The 18,378-nt window shown below is 68.0% G+C and carries 17 protein-coding genes; 10 read left to right on the top strand and 7 right to left on the bottom strand.

Annotation, left to right across the window (positions count from 1 at the left end):
• The first annotated feature begins 107 nt into the window (after window positions 1-107).
• Window positions 108-1,637, top strand: a complete 1,530-nt coding sequence (locus ABD210_RS20260) for an MFS transporter (protein ID WP_344113358.1) — start codon at window positions 108-110, stop codon at window positions 1,635-1,637.
• Here the strand turns inward: ABD210_RS20260 and ABD210_RS20255 are convergent.
• From ABD210_RS20255 to ABD210_RS20235, 5 genes are all read right to left on the bottom strand, one after another.
• Window positions 1,612-2,685 carry a hypothetical protein gene (locus tag ABD210_RS20255; RefSeq protein ID WP_344113356.1) on the bottom strand — a complete coding sequence of 358 codons (1,074 nt, stop codon included), beginning with the start codon at window positions 2,683-2,685 and terminating at the stop codon, window positions 1,612-1,614. The genes ABD210_RS20260 and ABD210_RS20255 overlap by 26 nt on opposite strands.
• 4 nt (window positions 2,686-2,689) lie before the next feature.
• Window positions 2,690-3,577, bottom strand: a complete 888-nt coding sequence (locus ABD210_RS20250; RefSeq protein WP_344113355.1) for a hypothetical protein — start codon at window positions 3,575-3,577, stop codon at window positions 2,690-2,692.
• Window positions 3,578-3,579: 2 nt separating this feature from the next.
• Window positions 3,580-5,337, bottom strand: a complete 1,758-nt coding sequence (locus ABD210_RS20245; protein ID WP_344113354.1) for a CotH kinase family protein — start codon at window positions 5,335-5,337, stop codon at window positions 3,580-3,582.
• A gap of 105 nt (window positions 5,338-5,442) precedes the next feature.
• Window positions 5,443-6,255: a CPBP family intramembrane glutamic endopeptidase gene (locus ABD210_RS20240; RefSeq protein ID WP_344113353.1), complete on the bottom strand. Its 813-nt coding sequence runs from the start codon at window positions 6,253-6,255 to the stop codon at window positions 5,443-5,445.
• A gap of 66 nt (window positions 6,256-6,321) precedes the next feature.
• On the bottom strand, window positions 6,322-6,744 hold the full coding sequence (locus ABD210_RS20235; RefSeq protein ID WP_344113352.1) for a DUF5997 family protein: 423 nt from the start codon (window positions 6,742-6,744) through the stop codon (window positions 6,322-6,324).
• Between the two features lie 18 nt (window positions 6,745-6,762).
• Between ABD210_RS20235 and ABD210_RS20230 the strand changes: the two genes are divergently transcribed.
• The 6 genes from ABD210_RS20230 (at window position 6,763) to ABD210_RS20205 (ending at window position 11,820) form a co-directional block, all read left to right on the top strand.
• Window positions 6,763-7,500, top strand: a complete 738-nt coding sequence (locus ABD210_RS20230; RefSeq protein WP_344113351.1) for a LysR substrate-binding domain-containing protein — start codon at window positions 6,763-6,765, stop codon at window positions 7,498-7,500.
• A 483-nt stretch (window positions 7,501-7,983) separates the two neighbouring features.
• Window positions 7,984-9,492, top strand: coding sequence for a hypothetical protein (locus ABD210_RS20225; protein ID WP_344113349.1), 1,509 nt, complete (start codon window positions 7,984-7,986; stop codon window positions 9,490-9,492).
• Window positions 9,493-9,500: 8 nt separating this feature from the next.
• A complete protein-coding gene (locus ABD210_RS20220) occupies window positions 9,501-9,857 on the top strand; it encodes a hypothetical protein (protein WP_344113347.1) in 357 nt (118 codons plus the stop codon).
• 31 nt (window positions 9,858-9,888) lie between these two features.
• Window positions 9,889-10,710 carry a hypothetical protein gene (locus ABD210_RS20215; protein WP_344113346.1) on the top strand — a complete coding sequence of 274 codons (822 nt, stop codon included), beginning with the start codon at window positions 9,889-9,891 and terminating at the stop codon, window positions 10,708-10,710.
• Between the two features lie 81 nt (window positions 10,711-10,791).
• The gene (lexA, locus tag ABD210_RS20210) at window positions 10,792-11,448 is read left to right on the top strand and encodes a transcriptional repressor LexA (RefSeq protein ID WP_344113344.1); all 657 of its coding nucleotides are present in this window, start codon (window positions 10,792-10,794) and stop codon (window positions 11,446-11,448) included.
• Window positions 11,449-11,613: 165 nt separating this feature from the next.
• Window positions 11,614-11,820, top strand: a complete 207-nt coding sequence (locus ABD210_RS20205) for a hypothetical protein (protein ID WP_344113343.1) — start codon at window positions 11,614-11,616, stop codon at window positions 11,818-11,820.
• 39 nt (window positions 11,821-11,859) lie between these two features.
• On the opposite strand, the gene ABD210_RS20200 is transcribed toward ABD210_RS20205, so the two are convergent.
• Entirely contained in the window at window positions 11,860-13,914 is a 2,055-nt protein-coding gene (locus ABD210_RS20200) for a GMC oxidoreductase (RefSeq protein ID WP_344113342.1), read from the bottom strand.
• 184 nt (window positions 13,915-14,098) lie between these two features.
• Between ABD210_RS20200 and ABD210_RS20195 the strand changes: the two genes are divergently transcribed.
• The 3 genes from ABD210_RS20195 (at window position 14,099) to ABD210_RS20185 (ending at window position 18,028) form a co-directional block, all read left to right on the top strand.
• Window positions 14,099-15,637 carry an alkaline phosphatase D family protein gene (locus ABD210_RS20195; RefSeq protein ID WP_344113341.1) on the top strand — a complete coding sequence of 513 codons (1,539 nt, stop codon included), beginning with the start codon at window positions 14,099-14,101 and terminating at the stop codon, window positions 15,635-15,637.
• Window positions 15,638-15,648: 11 nt separating this feature from the next.
• Complete coding sequence (locus tag ABD210_RS20190) at window positions 15,649-16,905, top strand: hypothetical protein (RefSeq protein WP_344113340.1); 1,257 nt, start codon at window positions 15,649-15,651, stop codon at window positions 16,903-16,905.
• 100 nt (window positions 16,906-17,005) lie between these two features.
• Window positions 17,006-18,028 (top strand): DNA topoisomerase IB, encoded by a 1,023-nt coding sequence (locus tag ABD210_RS20185; protein ID WP_344113339.1) that lies wholly within the window; start codon window positions 17,006-17,008, stop codon window positions 18,026-18,028.
• A gap of 35 nt (window positions 18,029-18,063) precedes the next feature.
• On the opposite strand, the gene ABD210_RS20180 is transcribed toward ABD210_RS20185, so the two are convergent.
• Window positions 18,064-18,339, bottom strand: a complete 276-nt coding sequence (locus tag ABD210_RS20180; protein ID WP_344113337.1) for a WhiB family transcriptional regulator — start codon at window positions 18,337-18,339, stop codon at window positions 18,064-18,066.
• Between the last annotated feature and the right edge of the window lie 39 nt (window positions 18,340-18,378).

The following is an 18,378-nucleotide window of genomic DNA, read 5'->3' as shown; positions in this document are numbered from 1 at the left end:
CCACCGGCGGATGGGCGCTAGCGGGAAGGTGAGGGTGCGGTCAGGAGGGATGGGGGCCGCCTGCTGGCTTCGATGACGGGAGGTGTGCACGGTGCGATGGTCGGGATATGTCATCGAGTCGGGCTGCCGCGCACGTCGATCGCACCCGCCCCGGGTTGCCCCGCAAGGCCTTTGGGGTGGGGCCCAGGCATCGGTGGTGGGCGCTGGGTGTGATCAGCCTCGCCTATCTGATGGTGGTGCTCGACGCGACCATCGTGAGCATTGCGCTGCCGTCCGCCCAGCAGGCCCTGCACTTCAACAATGACGGGCGGCAATGGGTCGTCACCGCCTACTCGCTGGCGTTCGGTAGCCTGCTGCTGCTTGGCGGGCGCCTCGCTGACCTGTTCGGGCGGAAGCGGACGTTCATCGTCGGCATCATCGGCTTCGCTGCCGCGTCGGCGATCGGCGGCGCGGCCACCACCTTCACCATGCTGGTCGTCGCACGCGCGGTCCAGGGCGGCTTCGCGGCGCTGCTCGCCCCAACGGCTCTGTCGTTGCTGACCACGACCTTCACCGACCCCAAGGAACGTGCCAAGGCGTTCGGAGTCTACGGCGCCGTCGCCGGATCCGGCGCCGCCATCGGCCTCGTGCTCGGCGGCGTGCTCACGGAGTATCTGGACTGGCGCTGGACGCTGTACGTCAACGACTTCATCGCGGTCGTCGCACTGGCCAGTGCGATCGTGTTCCTCGACCGGTCGGTACCGGCGCAGCGGCCCAAGCTGGACATCCCTGGCGTCCTGTTCGTCTCGGGCGGCTTGTTCTGCGTCGTGTACGGCTTCGCTAACGCGGAGACAAACCCGTGGAGCAGTTGGACGACCTGGGGCTTCCTGGCTGCCGGCACCGTGCTGCTGGTCGCGTTCGTCGGCTGGCAGGCACGCGCCATTCATCCCTTGCTGCCGCTGCGTGTGCTGGCCGACCGCAACCGCGGCGCCGCGCTGTCCGCTGCGCTGATCTCATCGGCCGGGATGTTCGGTGTCTTCCTCTTCCTCACCTATTACCTGCAAGGGACGTTGGGCTACTCCCCGCTCAAGAACGGCGTCGCATTCCTGCCGATGGTCGGCATGGTGATGGTGCTTGCGCAACTGTCCACCAACTGGCTGGTGCCCAAGCTCGGCCCGAAGGTCGTCGTACCTGTCGGCATGCTGCTGGCAGCGTGCGGTATGGCCTTGCTGACCCGCTTAGGACTACACAGCAACTACCCGCAACATGTCCTGCCTCCGCTACTCCTGATCGGCGCGGGCATCGGCATGTCGATGCCAGCGGCAATCAGTCAGGCGACACTCGGCGTACAGATGAGTGACCAGGGTGTCGCGTCGGCGACGGCGAACACCGCCCAGCAGATCGGTGGTTCGATCAGCACTGCATTGCTGAACACCCTGGCCGCAAGCGCCGCTACCCTCTACATCCGGCAGCATCAGACCGACCCGGTCGTCGCGGCTGACGCCACGCTGCACAGCTACTCAACCGCCTACTGGTGGGCGGCCGGCTTCTTCGCCTTCGGAACGCTCATCACGGCGCTCCTCTTCCGCCGCAAGGCCTCCGCCTTCCACGCCACCGCGAACGCAGCGAGGGTCAGAGCCTCTCGTCACGCTGCTTGACGCCGCCACTTGCCCGGGGTGCGAGCTTGCTGAGGTACGACGTGGCGAGTACGTGGTTGCTGGTGACGACTGACAGCCAGTAGTTCAGGCGCTCGGCGTTCGTGCGGTCTCGCCAGTGCGCGAAGAGCTCTTGCGCCTCGGGGTCCAGTGGAAGCCGACCTTCCGCCTGGTGGATCTCGAGCGTGAGGGACAGCCGGTCCGGCGTGATCCGGCTGGTTGCCTCGTGCAGGATCGCCGCCAACCCCGCCGGGCCGAACATCTGCGTCAGCGAGCGGGCACCGTCGACCTCGAACGGCACCGGGACGCGGGTAAGGAAGCTGAAGTGGTCGGAAAGGCCGGGAATCGCCGGGTGCCCGTCGTGGAGGTGGAAGTGCACCGTTGCTCCGAGCCGGCCGAGCTCGCTGATCAGGGAGAGTACAGACGGCAGTGCCTCGCGAGTCGCCGCTTGAACCTCGGCGACGACATCCTGCAGCCCCGGATCGCCGGCGGTCACGCGCGCCGACGGCGGCAACGTCGTACCGAGTCGGCGGCGTACTTCGGCCAGTCCAACGTGGCCGATGTCCACGCAGACACCGGCGCGCTCGAAGCTCCGGGCACGACGGGCGACGTCGGCGAACCAGTCAAGCGGCGCGCCCGCGGCGTACTCCATGAAGACGTGCGGCCCCTGCGTGCGGTCACCCACTGCTCGCAGAGCTTCGACCAGGTCGGGCACGCGGTCGATCATGTCCCGCTTGTCGTGGACGATGAGCCCGGAGACCCGGTCGCCCAGCCGGTCGACGAACGCCAGGATGGTCGCTCGCGAGTCCGGATCGAGCAGGTTTGTACCGCGGTTCAGGTGGACGGTCGGCCGAGTCGCGTGATCCGGCAGGTAGTCCAGCAGGCGCTCGGCATCGCGAGGTGTGTCCGCGTACAACTCCGCCGGCATCGCCGCCTGGGCGAAACGTAGTGAAGCCAGCCGCAACAGGGCGTCGTCCCCAGCGACGCGCTGCTGGAACAACCCGCGCACACCGGGCGGCTCGCCTCCCCGCGACGGCGGCTCAAGAGTCACCCGTTCATGGTGAGGGTCGAGGCCCCACCTCCGGAAGGGCGAACACGTGGATCGACGCCTCCTTCACACGGCAGCGGTCTGGCTGCTCATCCCGTTTTGCCCGGTCCGAGACCATCACCAGGTCGTGATCGCTGAGCCAGGAGACGCCTTCCACGTTGCAGTAGACGACCTTCTCGTGCTGGTCGCGCGGAAAGCTGTAGAGCGTGCCGGCGTCCCGAACTGCCCACTCCCCCGGCTCGAGTCTGCCGACCCACAGCGCCGACGACTCCTGTGAAACCACCGCCAGCTGTTCGTTCCTCGCACCTAGGGCGCTGTAGTCCCTGAACGGCAACGTGGACGGCAGCCGGACCGACGCGACCTGCGCCCACTCGGTGCCGCGCTGTTCGAAAACCTGGATCCGACCGCCACCCGGTGTCCGGCCGCGCGAACCATCGGCGCAGAAGTTTCCTTCGCAGAGGCCGAGCAGGTAGGTGGTTCCGGAGCGGCGAACGCACGTGAGCCCTTCCATGCCCTTGTTCGACGACGGCAGGTCGAAGTCGAGCCACCCGTGCGACACCGGCTGGAGATCGGCGTCGTACTCCTCGACGCGGGCCATCCAGCGGCTCCCGTGCCGCAGCGACTCGACCAGCAGGTAGAAGCGACCGGTCGCGGGATCGTGGGCGAGATCCTCGTACCCGCGGCCCCGTCCGTCCGGCAGGGTCACCACGTCGTCGGTGGGCAGCAGGTTCTCCCCAAGCCGGGCGATCGCCCGCAGGTCGTCGCACACGACGTACAAGCGACCGTCAAGCGCCAGCACGCCGGACGCCTCCCACCGGTGGGAATGCCCGGTAGGAAGCAGGGCCGCCAGTGGTGATTCGCGCACCAGCAGCAGTTCTTGCGCTGAGAAGACCACCTTCAGCGCCGGGCCGGCAGGGTTTCCTCGGCCGCGGGGAAGGACGCGCCGCTGGCCCCGGCCGGGTACTCGGTACGGAGCTGCTTCAGCTGGCTGCGAGCGCGGTCGTAGCGCATCCGCACGTAGTGGTAGATCCCCAGGATCGCCGCCCCGTCCTGGTGCAACTCCTGCTGTTCGTGGCCCGCTCGGTAGACGTCGTCGTTGGTGAACTGCCGTTCGGTGAACGGCCTGCCGGACGGCGAGTCGGACTCCAGGTAGGCCGCCTGGCTGATCCGTTGCCAGAGCCCGTCGCCGGCTCCCATCCCCAGCTCGCGGCTCACGGCGTCCGGGTTGAAGCGGGTGTCGAGGAGGTGCTCCAGATGGTCCAGGTAGTACTGCGCGAAGTCGTGGTTCGCCAACAAATTCGTCACGAGCGGAATCGGGGACACGCCGTCGTGCCCCTGGACCGCCCAATATCCACGGGTCGACGGCGGCCAGTCGAGGAGATCGGCGTACTGCCACTGAGTGTTGAACCGGTCGATGCCGAGGCTGTTGTCGTAATCCCAGGGGATGAAGGTGAAGTACGGATCCGCGACGGCCCCGTCCTCGTCACCCTGCCGGCCGGAGTTGTAGAGGTAGTAGTTCGCCGGCGTCGCGAAGTAGTTGTCCCAACTGCCCAGCAGCAGGTTGACGCCTGCCCAGCGCAGGAACGCCTTGACGTTGAGGCGGTCCTCCACCGAAGTACGGAAGGCGTCGGTGCCGAACCGCTCCGTGCCGCCGGGCAGGTCCACGCCGTTGATGGTGCGAATGAGCGTTGCCAGGTCGTCGTAGGTGTTGCGGGCCGGGTCGTCCTCGTTGGTCTTGAGGCGGTATGTCGGGTCGTCGGGGTTGCTCGGGTCGGCCTGATAGGCGCTCCCCTCACCGTTTCGGCGGTACTCGAGCGTGGCGCAGCCGAGGTTGCCGCAATAGGCCTTGTAGAGATTTCCTCGATCGTTGGAGCCGAAGTGGTTCTTGAGGAAGGCGCGGTCGACCTCCTCGATGACGCTGAAAAGTCCCTTGTAGTCGCCGTTCAGCGCCAGCTTGGCGAAGGTGTGCCGAGGAGCGGGCACAGCCGCGCCGGCGAACATGCTCCATGCGACGGCTTCGCGCAGCTGCGACGGGTCGTTCCACATCGCCTTGAGATTGAGACGGGTCATGCCGGCGATGCGGTCCTCGTCCTCGCCCGGGCCGAGGTTGATCTTCCAGGACCGCTTGGGCGCGTACGCCGTGCGGTTGCCGCTGTTCGAAAGGGAGAAGGTGCTGCTGGCGAAGAGCGTGCCGGACGCACCTTCGGGTGGAACGTGACGTTCGTCGTGCGGATCGGTCCTCCACACCCTCAGCGAGGCGCCGTCGGGTGCCGTCACCGGGTCCTGCGGTTTCAGGTTGTCCCGTGGCCAGCCGCTGATGCTGACGACGTACATCGGCTCCGCGAAGAAGTCTGCGGAACGGACGGAGGCCCTCGTGTACTGCGTCATCGACAGCCCGGCAACAGTTGGATCACCGGTGGCGGTGGTCAACAACAGCGTGCCGCCCGACGGGTCGCGCGAGTCCGGCTCTCTGAGCAGCGCCTGGAACAGCGCGACGTATTCGGCCTTGGTGTACAACGTCGCATCGCCGCGGCCGACCGCTTCGTTCACCTCCTCGGCGATGGCCCTGGGCCGCCCCTGCGGGAGGTCGGTCAGTACGATCGCCCGCCCCTTGAACCTGTCCTGGAACTGCCGCTGATTCACCATGTCCGGCATGGCGCACCCCTCGCCCCTAGCTTGCCGCTCCCCCGGGCCCCCAGGCTCTATCGAGTCTCCGGCAGCCGCCAGGCGAGGTCAATGACTGGTACCCGAGCGGTTCGCTCAGCCGGGCAGCCAGCCCACCTTGCCGATGAGGTACGTCGCACCGACGAACGCGCCGACATCGATGAGGGTGTGCGCCACCACCAACGGCATCACCCGGCCCCATCTCCGATAGAGGTGGCAGAAGATCACACCCATCACCACGTTGCCGGCGAAACCACCGACGCCCTGATACAGGTGGTACGAACCACGTAGCAGTGCGCTTGCCGCAGTACTGCGACGGCTGGACCAGCCCAGTTGCTCCAGGCGGTGGGTGAGGTAGCCGAGGACGATGACCTCCTCGAGTACTGCGTTCTGCGCCGCGACCGCGACCAGCACCGGTACCCGCCACCAGGTGTCGGGGAGCTGTGCCGGATCAACGGTCAGGTTCGCACCCAGTGCATGAGCCGCGAGATACAAGGCCAGGCCGGCCCCGCCGACGCAGGCAGCCACAGCCGTTCCACGCGCCACATCGCGCAGGCGGTCACTCAGATCGAAACCGAGCGTCCGCAGCGAATCGCCACCTCGCGCCAGCAGGTGCGCGACCAGCGCGACCGGCACCAGCGCCGTCAGTATCGCGAAGAGCTGCCAGGCCAGGTCCAGCCACGGCCGGCCCGGAGCACGCGACCCGACGATCACCGTCGTCTGACTGCTGAGGGACTGGTGTGAGGTCAGCACGCCGGTGAAGGAGATCACCGCCGCGACGGCCGACGCGCCGAGGGACAGTGCGAGGACCAGCCAGACCTCCCTGACCAGGACACGTCTGCTCTGTCGGGGCGAGATCGTCAGCTGACCCGATGGTCCGGCGCGGTCCTGTCCTTCGTCTGCGGTCACTCTTCAACTATCCCGCTCGGCCGAACTCCCCCAGTCGGGCCGGCGGCCTGGTCGGGCCTCTCGCCGTCAGGTGCGGGGGCGGTCGTTCTCTTCCTTGATTCGGACTGCTTCCTTGCGCACCTCGGCCTGGGTCGCGCGCTCGCGCTCCAGCCAGTCGGGGTTGTCGGCCTTCAGGGCGTCGATCTCTTCCGTGGTCAGCGGCTCGGTGACACCGCCGCGCGCGAGACCGCTGATGGAGATGCCCAGCCGCGCGGCGACGACTGGACGAGGATGCGGGCCGGTACGGCGCAGTTCCCGCAGCCACTCGGGCGGATCGGCCTGCAGGGCATTCAACTCGTCGCGCGAGACGACGCCCTCCTGGAACTCCGCCGGAGTGGCTTCGAGGTACACGCCCAGCTTCTTCGCCGCCGTCGCGGGCTTCATCGTCTGGGGAGTCTTTTGCGACATCATGACAGCAGGGTATCGAGCGGCTGCGACCACGCCGATCACGCCCGGTAATCTGGCCGGGTGACCGGCCCCGGCGTACCGCCTTCCTCCTTCAGGCTCGGGTATGTCCCTGGAGTGACGCCCACCAAGTGGGTGCGGAGCTGGAACGAGCGGTTGCCGCGGATCCCGCTGGACCTCATCCAGGTCACGGCCGCGGAGGCCGCCGCCCTGGTGCGGAACCACGACGCTGACGCCGCTCTGCTCCGGTTGCCGATCGACCAGACGGGCCTGCACGCGATACCCCTGTACTCCGAGACGACGGTGGTCGTCGTCCCCAAGGACCACGTCGTGACAGCGGTGGAAGAGGTGACTGCCGAGGACCTGGCCGATGAGCTCATGCTGCACCCTCTCGACAACACCCTCGACTGGGCAGGGCCGCCCGGGCGTCAGCTGGACGACCGCCCCGCCACGACAGCAGAGGCGGTCGAACTGGTCGCGGCGGGAGTGGGGCTGCTCGTCGTACCGCAGTCGCTGGCTCGCCTGCACCACCGCCGCGACCTCACCTACCGCCCGCTCGTAGACGCCCCGGAGTCGCGCGTCGCGTTGTCCTGGCCGGAGGAGGAGACCACCGACTTGATGGAGCAGTTCATCGGCATCGTCCGCGGCCGAACCGTCAACAGCACCCGGGGCCCCGCACCCGCCAAATCCCCGGCCAACTCCCCCGCCAAGTCGCCAGCCAAGTCGCCCGCCAAGAACCAGCAGCGAGGCGCCCGCGCTCCCCAAAGTGGCAAAGGCCGAAAGCCGCGACGCCGGTCGTAGCACCTGAACCACCGGGAGAGCCCAGAACAGCCGATTGATCCCCCGGCCCGCCTGCTTTTCCAGCCCCAAGATTGGGGGCGATGAGATAAGGCTGGACAATATTTCCGGGGCTATTCGTGCCATGGCGCCCGCAGCCATGGTGCCGGTAGGTATCAAGACCTATGCTGGCGTATTAGTCCGGGGGTTTCCGGACGCTGGCGGTGGCGGCTGGAAAACACTTCCGATCACCGCCGGGGGGCGCGATACGGCTGGTTGACGGCTGCATTTCACGGATGGTTCTGCCGATGACCTGTCGGGTCCGGCCGAGCCGGCTGAATCATCCGCGTTCCGGCGAACCGATCGCCGTACGGTATGAGGGGGCGGGATCCAAAGATGCAGTGTGACTCCTGTGGTGCGACCAATCGACCCGGCGCCGCGTTCTGCGGCTCATGTGGACGAGCGACCAGCCAAGTCAGGCACGACGGTGCCGGCTCGGGAACATCCATGCGTGTTGTCGATGCGGCCTTACCGGTCGATACGGCGCCGTCATGGCCCCGTGCGACCGCCGCCGAGCAAGAAGAACCAGTGGTCAAGCCGGGGACTCAGGCGTCCGACGCCACCCGCTACCTCTGCGCCGCGGTCCACTTGGACAGCCGACTCGCCGAAGAGGTCATCAGCGAGATCCTGGAGCAGGAGTACAAGGCTCCGCCGTCGTCGCCGGATGTGGACCTCGTGCCCGTGGTGCTGCACGCTCTGGCCGCCCGCGCCCGGCATCTGGTCCGGGACGTGATCCTGACCTTGCTGATCCTTTTCGCGCTGTACTGCTTCTTGACCGCGCGGCCGCTCGGGCTCTGGGTGACACTGGCCCTGACCTGGGTCGTCGTAGTCGGCGAGACGTTGGTGGCGACGTACGGCGTCGTCGCTCATGATCTCCGGGCGGGTGTGTTCCGGCCTGACGCGGTCTCGGTGCCGAACCGCGCGAAGGTGCGGCAGCGGCTGGAGCAGATCGCCGCGTTCGGCCGGGCGAATGTCACTGTCTACAGCTCCTACAGCCCCTTCGTCGGCAGCGGGCTACCCATCCAGGCCTGGTCGATCGCCCTGGATATCCACCGACCTTCGGAGGGCCGGGTGGCCGAACCGTTCACCGCGCTGGACATCCATGACTTCGTCCTGGCAGCCCTGCGCGACGGGCATCCGACCAAGGTGGAGATCACAGACCGCATCTTCGTCGACGGTCGAGACATCCGAGGCGATCGCCGCTTCCTCCCGACGCAGCTGTCGGCGCCCAGGGCGCAGGTCGATCCCGGCCTGGTGCGCAGCCTCACGCTCGTGCCCGAGGATCGCGCGCGGACCTATCTCACCTTCGAGGTGAGCGGGTGGCGTGGCCAGTTGGTCCTGTCGACCTTCCTGCGTTTCGTGGTGACGCCACTCGAACTCTTCGTCGAGGTCAGTCATTCACTGCTCACGCCGGTGCGAGACGAGTTCCAGGAGGTGGACAGGCTGCTGCCGCAGCCCACCGCCCGCCAGGCTGCCCGGATCGCCTGGCGTTCGTTGATGCGGCTGCCGCGGAGTCTGTTCCGCGCCCCGGGCGCGGTTGTCCGGTTTCTCTTCGGTCCGGTCTTCGGCGGCCGGCGAATGGCTCGGCAACGCCGGGAGATCCTCAGCGGACTGCGTTTCAACTACGGCGCACCCATCAGCCCACGAGAAACCGTGAGCGATCCGCAGTACCAGCGGTACTTCCAGAAGCTCGACAAGGACCTCTATGCCAAGGTGCTCGAGAAGCGGCTGCTGAAGGCTTTGGTGGAGTTCTTCGAGCTCAAGGGAATCGACACGGCCGAGCTGGTCGAGCGTCAATCGACAATCCAGAACCACGGAGTTTATATCGCCGGGGGCGGATCCCTCATCGCCGGCAGTGTCGCCGCGGGTGCCGGGGCCCGGGCGACCTCCGGATCGGCGAAAGAGGCGGGCACCGCCAGGCAACGACTCACCAGCGCTACCGCGAAAAGGGGCTGAGCCAGCAGATGGAGAAAAACTACGGAATCAACATCACCGGCGGAAATGTTTCTGCGGGGGCGATGGCGGCCGGCAGGGATGCCCGGGCGACGAATGTCTCGTCGAGTTCGGCCGATTCGCTGCCCGATATCAGAGCCGGAATGTCGGAGCTTCTCGAGTTGTTGCGCGGCGAGTCCGACAAGCTGGACCGGCCCGAGGAGACCATCGCCGTGGCCGAACTCGCCGAGCGGGAACTCGGCGAGGACGAGCCCGACAAGCTCTCCGTCCTTCGCTGGCTCAAGATCGTCGCGACCGGTGCCGGGTCGGTCAGCTCCGTCGCCGCAGCGATCACGGCCATCGAGCAGGCTGTCGCGGCGATCCTCTGACCTGCGGTCCCGCACTGCGAGGAATGATCCGATGCCTTCCTACTGCACCGAATGCGGCACCCTCCGCGGCGACGGCGAGACGTTCTGCACCACCTGTGCGGCCAGATTCCCCGACGCCGAAGATGCCCGGACCGAGGATTCGACCAGCGAACCGTCCGGGCACGGCGCCGGGTGGTACCTCGCTCTCACCGTGGCCCTTGCTGTCATCGTCGCCGCCGGACTCGTTGGAGCCAACGCCCTCTTCAGACAGCGCGGCAGTGCCTCGGGACCGCCCGATGCGGGGACCACCTTCGTGACGACACCAGGCGGCACCACGATTCCGAGCCCGGATCCGACAGAGTTCGACACCTCGCCGACGCTCTCGGAGGAATCCACCTTGCCGACGTTCGAACCGACCACGCCGACGGTGCCGGTCGGCCCCACGCCGAGTGCCACCTCCACGCCGTACGCCGGGAACGCGACGGTCGCGGTGGCCCCGCAAGCCTCGAACCATCCATCGGCACGCGCCGTGGTGGCGCTGCTCAGCAAATACTTCGTCGCCATCAACGCGCGGGACTACGCGGGATTCCGTCTGCTCCACACGCGGGCCGAACGGGCGAAGCTCAGTCGCAGCCAATTCTCCACCGGCTACCGCTCGACCCACGACGCACAGATCCTGGTCCAAGAACTGGGAACCGCTCCGGACGGCCGACTACTGGCCACAGTGTCCTTCGTCAGCACGCAGAACGCGGCCGACGGTCCCGACGGCCAGACCTGTAGCCGGTGGACAGTCGGAAAGTTCATGCAGAAGGAGGGGACGAGCCTTCGAATCGGCAAGGGGCTGCCGGGGTACAGCAGTTTTGCCGCCTGCTGAGGCCGGCCGGCTCCCCAGACCCATCACGGGATCAGCCGCCCTACCCGCAGGCAGGGTTGGCCAACCTCTACGATTTCGCTGGTGACTACCTACAGCGATTCCTTCGAGTACCTGGATACGTCCGGCCTGCCGCCGCGTCAGCAGCGGATCCTGGGTGTGATCGGGGACTGGGTGGTCAAACACGGGTATTCGCCGAGCACTCGGCAGATCGGCGATGCGGTCGGCCTCCGGTCATCGTCGTCGGTGTCGAAACACCTGGCGAGTCTGGAGGAGAAGGGGTTTCTCCGGCGCAGCTCGACGGTGTCGCGCGCGATCGATGTGCGGGCGTTCCTCCAGGAGTCCCCGACCCGGACGTCCACCGACGACTCGGTCACCGTGCCGGTGGTCGGTGATATCGCCGCGGGTACGCCGATCTCGGCGGTCGAGCACGTCGACGACACCCTCACCCTGCCCCGGGGACTGACCGGGCGCGGGACTGTCTTCGGGCTGCGCGTGCGCGGTGAGTCGATGATCGACGCCGCGATCTGCGACGGCGACATCGTCGTAGTCCGACAGCAGACCGAAGCGCATTCGGGCCAGATCGTCGCCGCGATGATCGACGACGAAGCGACCGTGAAGGTCTACCGCCGGCGCAACGGCCACGTCTACCTCGAACCGCGCAACCCCGACTACGAGGTCATCGACGGCGACCGGGCCGTAGTACTGGGCATCGTCGTCTCGGTACTACGCAGCGTCTGACCGCGCGGGCGGTCTTCACCCGACGGCGCATACCTGCCAGCGGCAATCCCGGACTCCCGTCAGCAACACTGGCGGACGGCCGCTGGCCGGGCTGCCGTGCCACGGGGACAGCGCGACGCTGGTTTTGTCGCGGAAGCACCGTGAAGCAGGTGAGAGGAGCGGGCCATGACCACAAGTGTCGACACCGGAAGCACAGCGAATGTCGTCAGTTTCGCGCGGCCCATACTGCACGACTTCGCGTATCGAATCTGCGCGGTCTGTCACTCCCCCATCCCCCCGCACCAGTTGGTCGACGACGACTACCAGCCCCGGCACGACTCTTGCGACCCCGGGGCGCCGCTGCCGGCCTACGCGCTCCAGAAGGTCGCCTGAACGCACGGCGCCGTTGAGCTCACGCCGAACCCCTCCGGCTCAGAGCGGGGTGCCGGCGAGGTGCGAGGCGATTCGCAGGGAGCCGGCAAGGATGGTCAGTACCGGGTTCACTCCCCCGTTGGTCACGTGCACCGAGCCGTCGGCGATCCGAACGTTCTCGTGTCCCCAGACCCGGCCGTACGGATCGGTGACCGACCGCGCCGGGTCGTCCCCCATCCGACAGCTTCCCGCCTGGTGCTGGCCCCCACTGGCCTGCCGGGTATTGCTGACCCCGGCAACGGCGGTGCGGACTGCACCTGCCTCGGCCAACCACTGCCTGGCCTTCTCACTCATGTACGCCTGAGCCCGGACGTCCTCGGGGTGAATCGACCCACTGATCATTGCGACCGGGTTGCCGAACCGGTCAGTGACGCCGCGGTCGACCCCCACCCTGGATTCCGCCGACGACACCTCCTGGATCGGCCCGACCACCCGCAGCATCCGCCGCGCCGCGTGCCGCATCGCCTGCTTCCCGGCCGCACCAGCCGGCGGGATCAGGCCCGCCGCGGTGAGGTAGTCATAGCTGGCGGCCGGGGTCGGGACGAACTCGTTGGCCAGCATGCCGCCACCCACGATCGCGTCGTTGCCGTGCCGGAAGTCGCAGGTCGCGATCGATGCGCCGGGGCCCACCAGATCGACCACCTCGTCGTCGAACAATCCGACTGCTCCCGCGTACACATGCGCCTGCAGGTATCTGCCCACCTGGTCATGATTGTTGCCGAGCCCGTGGGGTTCGCGGTCGTGCGCGCTGTTGAGTAGCAGTCGCGGGGTCTCGGTGGCGCCGGCGGCGACCACTACCTCCGCGCAGTCGACCGTCCGTCGCCAGCTCCGGCCGTTCTCGGCCGCGACCAGCGCGACCCCGGTGACCCGCCCGCCGCCGTCGGTGACCAGCCGCTCGGCTGTCGTCTCGGTGACCAGCGTGCACCGCCCTGTGGCCAGCGCGGCTGGCAACGCGGTGTTGTGCGTGCCGGACTTGGCCTCCACCGGGCAGGCGAATCCGACGCATTGACCGCATTGCACGCAGCCGGACCGACCTTGGTAGGACACGGAGTTGATGAGCAGCGGCACGTCCAGCGTTCCCCAACCCAGGCGCTCGGCCGCAGCCGCCAGCCGCCGTGCGGGACCAGGGCGCGGCAGCGGGGGCATCGGCAGCGGGATCGAGCGAGCCTCATGCCACGGGTCCACCCCGCCACCGCTGACACCGAACCGCTGCTCGGCCAGGCTGTAGTACGGCTCCAGGTCGGCGTAGCTGATCGGCCAGTCCGCCAGTCCGCTACCCTCGGGAACCCCGTACGTGCTGGCCATGGCGAAGTCGCGCGGGACGAACCGCCAGGCTTGCGCGCCATAGACCCGGGTGCCACCGCCAACGGTGAACGCGTTGTTGCTCCAGCCGGCGTCCGGCGGCAGGACCACCCGCGGCTCGCCGTCGACCACTGAGACCCGCGGCCGCCCTTGAGGATCCGGGTCGGTCACGGCCGGCAGCCCGGCGACCGAGCGGGGATTCCGCAGATGATCATGAGTCAGCGATGCCGTGGACGGGTAGCGACCAGTCTCCACCACCAGGACTGACCGGCCCGACTCGGCAAGCACCTGTGCCGCTGCTCCACCGCCGGCACCGGAGCCGATGATCACGCAGTCGTAGCGATCACCCAGCGCAGACCGCGGCGTGATCGTCAGTTCGGTCCCGGCCGACTTCCAGGTTCCGGCTCTGTCGGGTTGCCAACCCACCATCGTCCACGCCGGCGGCCGGTTGCCGTACGCGCCGGGCAGGTGCCCATCCCCGGCGTAGAAGCCCTGCACCACCAGGTGGACGAGCCAAGCCCCGTCGACGTCGGCGAGCACCTTGTCGAGCACTGGTTCAACCCCGGCTACCTCTAGTGCCCGCATCACCCGCGGCCCCCAGTCGGGCCTATCCACGGTGACAACCCGCTCGACGAACGCGACGGCACCGGTGTCCGCAGCTGACGGGAAGTCATCTGCCGGGACGGCCAGCTCCGCCAGCCGGGCGAGGATCAGCCTTTGCTCCGACGTGAGCAAGGAGGCCTGGTCATCCATGATTCGGTCCCTTCGAGGCAAGGTGTGGCCGCAGCAGCAAGCTGTCACGGGCGCGTCGTAGAAAACTTACGTGAATGCGGCCACCATGGGCATGAACCCACCGCCCTCGAGGTTCCCCGCTGTTTTCGCCTGCTTCATCTCCGTGAGGGCTCTGACGCCATGAGCATTCCTGAAGGTGAGGCCCATGAAACCCATCAGTCGCAGGACTCTCGTCCTCGGCGGACTGGCCGCAGCCGGTGCCACCGCGCTGCCCGTCCGCTCCACCGTCATCGCGGCTACCGCAGCGGTGCCCTATCCGTTCCAGCTCGGCATCGCCTCCGGTGAACCCGACCCGTCCAGCGTCGTGCTGTGGACCAGGCTGGCCCCGTCGCCCCTCAACGCCGATGGTCACGGCGGCATGGCCAACGCCGACGTGACCGTCGACTGGCAGGTGTCCACCGACGATCGCTTCACGACGCTCGTTGCCTCAGGATCCGTCACGGCGACCTACGCGACCGCCCACTCCGTCCACGTCATCGCCGGCGGCCTCAACGCCGACTCCGACTACTACTACCGCTTCCGTGCGCAGGGCCACCTCTCGGGCGTCGGCCGAACCCGCACCGCCCCGGCACTCGGCACCAGCGGACGCGACCTGGTCATGGCGTTCACGTCTTGCTCCCACTATGAGGAGGGCTACTTCACCGTTTACCGGCGGTTGGCCGAAGACAACCCGGGCCTCGTGCTGCACCTCGGCGACTACATCTACGAGTACGGCGCGACGTCGGGCCGCCCGCGGCTCCACGCCGGCACCACCGAGATCGTGACGCTGGCGGACTACCGCCGCCGGTACGCGCAGTACAAGACCGACCCGGATCTCCAGGCGGCGCATGCGGTCGCGCCCTGGATCGTCGTACCGGACGACCACGAGGTGGAGAACAACTACGCCAACATGGTGCGCGCGGACAGTACTCCGGCGCTGACCGCAGCCCAGTGGACCGCGCGGCGGACCGAGGCCTACCAGGCGTACTACGAGAATATGCCGTTGCGGCCGGCCCAGGCGAACAACGGCAACGGCATCCCGCTGTTCCGCCGGCTCCGGTGGGGAAACCTCGCCACCTTCCACCTGCTCGACACCCGGCAGTACCGCAACGACCAGGCCTGCGGCGACGGTTGGAAGATCTGCTCGGACGCGGATCTGGCGTCGCGAAGCCTCCCCGGCAACGCTCAGGAGAGTTGGCTTCTCGACGGTCTCGCCCAGCACACCGGTACCTGGGACATCATCGGGCAGCAGGTCTTCTTCGCCCGGCGGTTCAACTCCACCGGCGCGAGCATGGACTCGTGGGACGGCTACCGCGCCTCCCGGGCCCGGATCCAGCAGGGCTGGGTGGACCGCGGCGTCCGGAACCCCGTCGTACTCACCGGCGACGTCCACCGCGCGTGGGCGAGCAATCTGGTGGCCGACTACAACAACGCCGGTTCGGCCGTCATCGGCAGCGAACTGGTCACCAGTTCGGTCACCTCCAGCGGCGACGGTGACGGTGCCACCGCCATTCCCGACGTCGGCACCAACCCGTGGCTGAAGTTCTACAACAACCGACGCGGCTACGTCCGTACTGCGATCAGCCCGACCCAGCTGCACGCCGATTTCCGCGCCGTGGCGAAGGTGTCGGAGCACGGTGCCGCGGCGTCCACGGTGAAGTCGTTCGTGATCGAAGAGGGCCGGCCCGGCCTTCAGCCGGCGTGAGGGGAACGCAGATGAAGAAGAAGGTCCTCGCTCTTGCGGTGCTGGCCGCGTCATCCTTCGGGTTCACCGCCACCAGCGCGACTGCCGCCCCAGCGGCACCGACCTGGCAGACCGCCAACAGCGTGGCCACGGGAGACCAGGACGGTCCCTCGGTCGCGACCAACCGCAACGGCTATGTCGCGGTGGTTTGGGAGGACGACCGGGACACAACAGACGCGACCGACAACGCACACAGCGAGATCTACCTCCGCTTGTTCCGCAACGGCGCCGCGGTGTACGAAGTCAAGCTGTCCGGGGGCGGCAGCAGCGGCGTGACCAGCTGGCGCCACCTTCGCCCGGACGTAGGCCTGGACGACAAGGGCAACGCCGTCGTGGTGTGGTCCGACGACCCCGACGGCAACGGCTTCTACAACGTCCCCTACCGGGTGGTGAACACGGCGGGCACAGTCACCGCCTCTGGCAACGCCAACAGCAGTTCGACCGGGCAGCAGATCAACCCACGCGTGGCCGTCGACCCGGACGGGGCACCGTCCGGTGGCGCGGTCGCCTTCACCGCGGTGTGGGAGGACATCCAGACCGGCGCACAGGCGATGATCAAGGCGGCCGGGTTCACCGGGCCGACCACTCGCGCCTGGGAGGTCACGGCTTCGCAGACGACAGGTCAGCACCACAACCCGGATGTCGCAGTCTCGGCCTCCGGTGAGGCTGACGTGGTCTGGGACGAGGACGGCGACGCCAACGCGTTCTACAACGTCGGCCTGGTCCGGTTGGCCCGCAGCAACGGCGCAGTAGCCCTCTCGCGCCGTACGGCGAACTTCAACGGAGGCGGGCAACAGATCCACGCGTCGGTGGCCGCCAACTTCAACGGCGACTTCGCCGTCGCCTGGGAGTCCGACCACACCGGTACTGCGGGCGCATGGACCCGCACCTTCGACTCGGCCGGCAATCCTCGCTTCTCCGATGTCGAGGTCGCCGCCGGGGGCAAGGACCCGTCAGTGGGATTGGACGACCAGGCGAACACGGTCGTCGGCTGGACGGTCCAGGCGGCCGACCTCGATGTCTGGGTCCGCGGCTTCGGCACCGACGGGACGGACACGGGCAGGCTGTCGGCCCAGCGACTCAGCCAGCTCACCGCCGGGCGCCAGGAGCAGTTGACGGTCGCGGTCTCGCCGTACGCCGAGGTGGCCGTCGCGTACACCGACGACAACGACAGCAACACCTTCGACCAGGTGATCCTCGGCCAGGACATCTCCAACAACACCTGGTGACAGCCCCACTCCGAACCCCAGAAGCCCAGGTCGCCGACCTGGGCTTCTGTGCGCGGGCCGCCTGGGGTGTATCGCGGGGCTGAGCCGGGTACGGCACGGGATGGTTTCGGTAGCCGAACCGGTGGAGCAGGCGGAGTCCGCGGGGCTGCGGTATGTGAACGACGCGGCGCCGGGGATCACGCGGCAGCGGTCGGGGAACGGGTGGCGGTACAAGCGCCCGGACGGCACGTTGATCACGGACCCCGCCGAACGCGCGCGGATCGACGCCATCGGCATCCCGCCGGCGTGGACAGACGTGTGGATCAGCCCCGTACCCGACGGCCATATCCTGGCGACGGGACGCGACGCCCGGGGCCGCAAGCAGTACCGCTACCACCCCCGGTGGCATGAGGTCCGCGACCGCACCAAGTACTACCGGCTGGGCCCGTTCGGACGTGGCCTGCCGAAACTCCGGCGACGGGTCGACGCCGACCTCGAGCGGGCCGGTCTCCCCCGCGAGAAGGTGCTCGCGACCGTGCTGCGGCTGATGGACGAGACCCTGATCCGGATCGGGAACGAGGAGTACGCCCGCCAGAACTCGTCGTACGGGCTGACCACGCTGCGGCACGAGCACGTCCGAACCGACGGGTCAGCGACGATCAGGTTCGAGTTCCGCGCGAAGTCGGGCAAACAGCAGCAGGTGCAGCTCACCGATCCGCGCCTCGCTGCGGTGGTGCATGCCTGCCATGAACTGCCAGGTCAGGAGTTGTTCCAGTACGTCGACGACGACGGCCGGGTGGTCGACGTGGGGTCCGGTGACGTCAACGACTATCTGCGCGCGATCACCGGAGCGGTCTACACCGCGAAGGACTTCCGCACCTGGGGCGGCTCGGTGACCGCAGCCGAGACGCTCGCCCGGCTAGGTCCGCCGCGCACTGCCGCGGACGCGAAGAAGAAGGTCATCGCGGCTATCGACGCCGCCGCGGCGAAGCTGAACAACACGCGAGCGGTTTGCCGCAGCAGCTACGTCGACCCACGCGTGCTGGACGCCTATCCCAACGGCGCACTGGAGGATGCCTTCGAGCACACCACAGCGCGGCCCCGCCTCAAACATGCCGAAGCAGCAGTGCTGCTACTGCTCTGACCGCAGTACAGCCTCAGCTCTCGCGTGCCTGGATCTCACAGCCGGGAAGTCGCGGGCTGTGCCTCGTGCCGCGTTCTCGAGCGCGAGGTCCGGCGCTTCAGGGCCCGGCGCTCGTCCTCAGACAGGCCGCCCCAGACGCCGGCGTCCTGGCCGGTCTGCAGCGCCCACTGCAGGCAGAGATCGGCCACGGTGCAGCGGCGGCACACCTGCTTGGCATCATCGATCTGCAGTCGTGCCGGCCCGCTGCTTCCGATCGGGAAGAACAACTCGGGGTCCTTGTCCACGCACTCGCCCCGGAGCAGCCAGTTCACCGCGCTCGACCTCCCCGCTGCCCGTCTCGCTGCAACTGC

It is taken from the genome of Kribbella alba (genome assembly GCF_039529635.1).
GTDB classification, from domain to species: Bacteria; Actinomycetota; Actinomycetes; order Propionibacteriales; family Kribbellaceae; genus Kribbella; species Kribbella alba.
Note: the sequence above shows the minus strand (reverse complement) of the source record. Positions and strands in the feature narration are given on the sequence as shown.

Excerpts from the sequence above, each read along its gene's own strand:
- ABD210_RS20260 (WP_344113358.1), top strand. The coding sequence starts at position 108 with ATGTCATCGAGTCGGGCTGCCGCGCACGTCGATCGCACCCGCCCCGGG.
- ABD210_RS20245 (WP_344113354.1), bottom strand. The coding sequence starts at position 5,337 with ATGCCGGACATGGTGAATCAGCGGCAGTTCCAGGACAGGTTCAAGGGG.
- ABD210_RS20225 (WP_344113349.1), top strand. The coding sequence starts at position 7,984 with ATGCGTGTTGTCGATGCGGCCTTACCGGTCGATACGGCGCCGTCATGG.
- ABD210_RS20220 (WP_344113347.1), top strand. The coding sequence starts at position 9,501 with ATGGAGAAAAACTACGGAATCAACATCACCGGCGGAAATGTTTCTGCG.
- ABD210_RS20215 (WP_344113346.1), top strand. The coding sequence starts at position 9,889 with ATGCCTTCCTACTGCACCGAATGCGGCACCCTCCGCGGCGACGGCGAG.
- ABD210_RS20205 (WP_344113343.1), top strand. The coding sequence starts at position 11,614 with ATGACCACAAGTGTCGACACCGGAAGCACAGCGAATGTCGTCAGTTTC.
- ABD210_RS20200 (WP_344113342.1), bottom strand. The coding sequence starts at position 13,914 with ATGGATGACCAGGCCTCCTTGCTCACGTCGGAGCAAAGGCTGATCCTC.
- ABD210_RS20195 (WP_344113341.1), top strand. The coding sequence starts at position 14,099 with ATGAAACCCATCAGTCGCAGGACTCTCGTCCTCGGCGGACTGGCCGCA.
- ABD210_RS20190 (WP_344113340.1), top strand. The coding sequence starts at position 15,649 with ATGAAGAAGAAGGTCCTCGCTCTTGCGGTGCTGGCCGCGTCATCCTTC.
- ABD210_RS20185 (WP_344113339.1), top strand. The coding sequence starts at position 17,006 with ATGGTTTCGGTAGCCGAACCGGTGGAGCAGGCGGAGTCCGCGGGGCTG.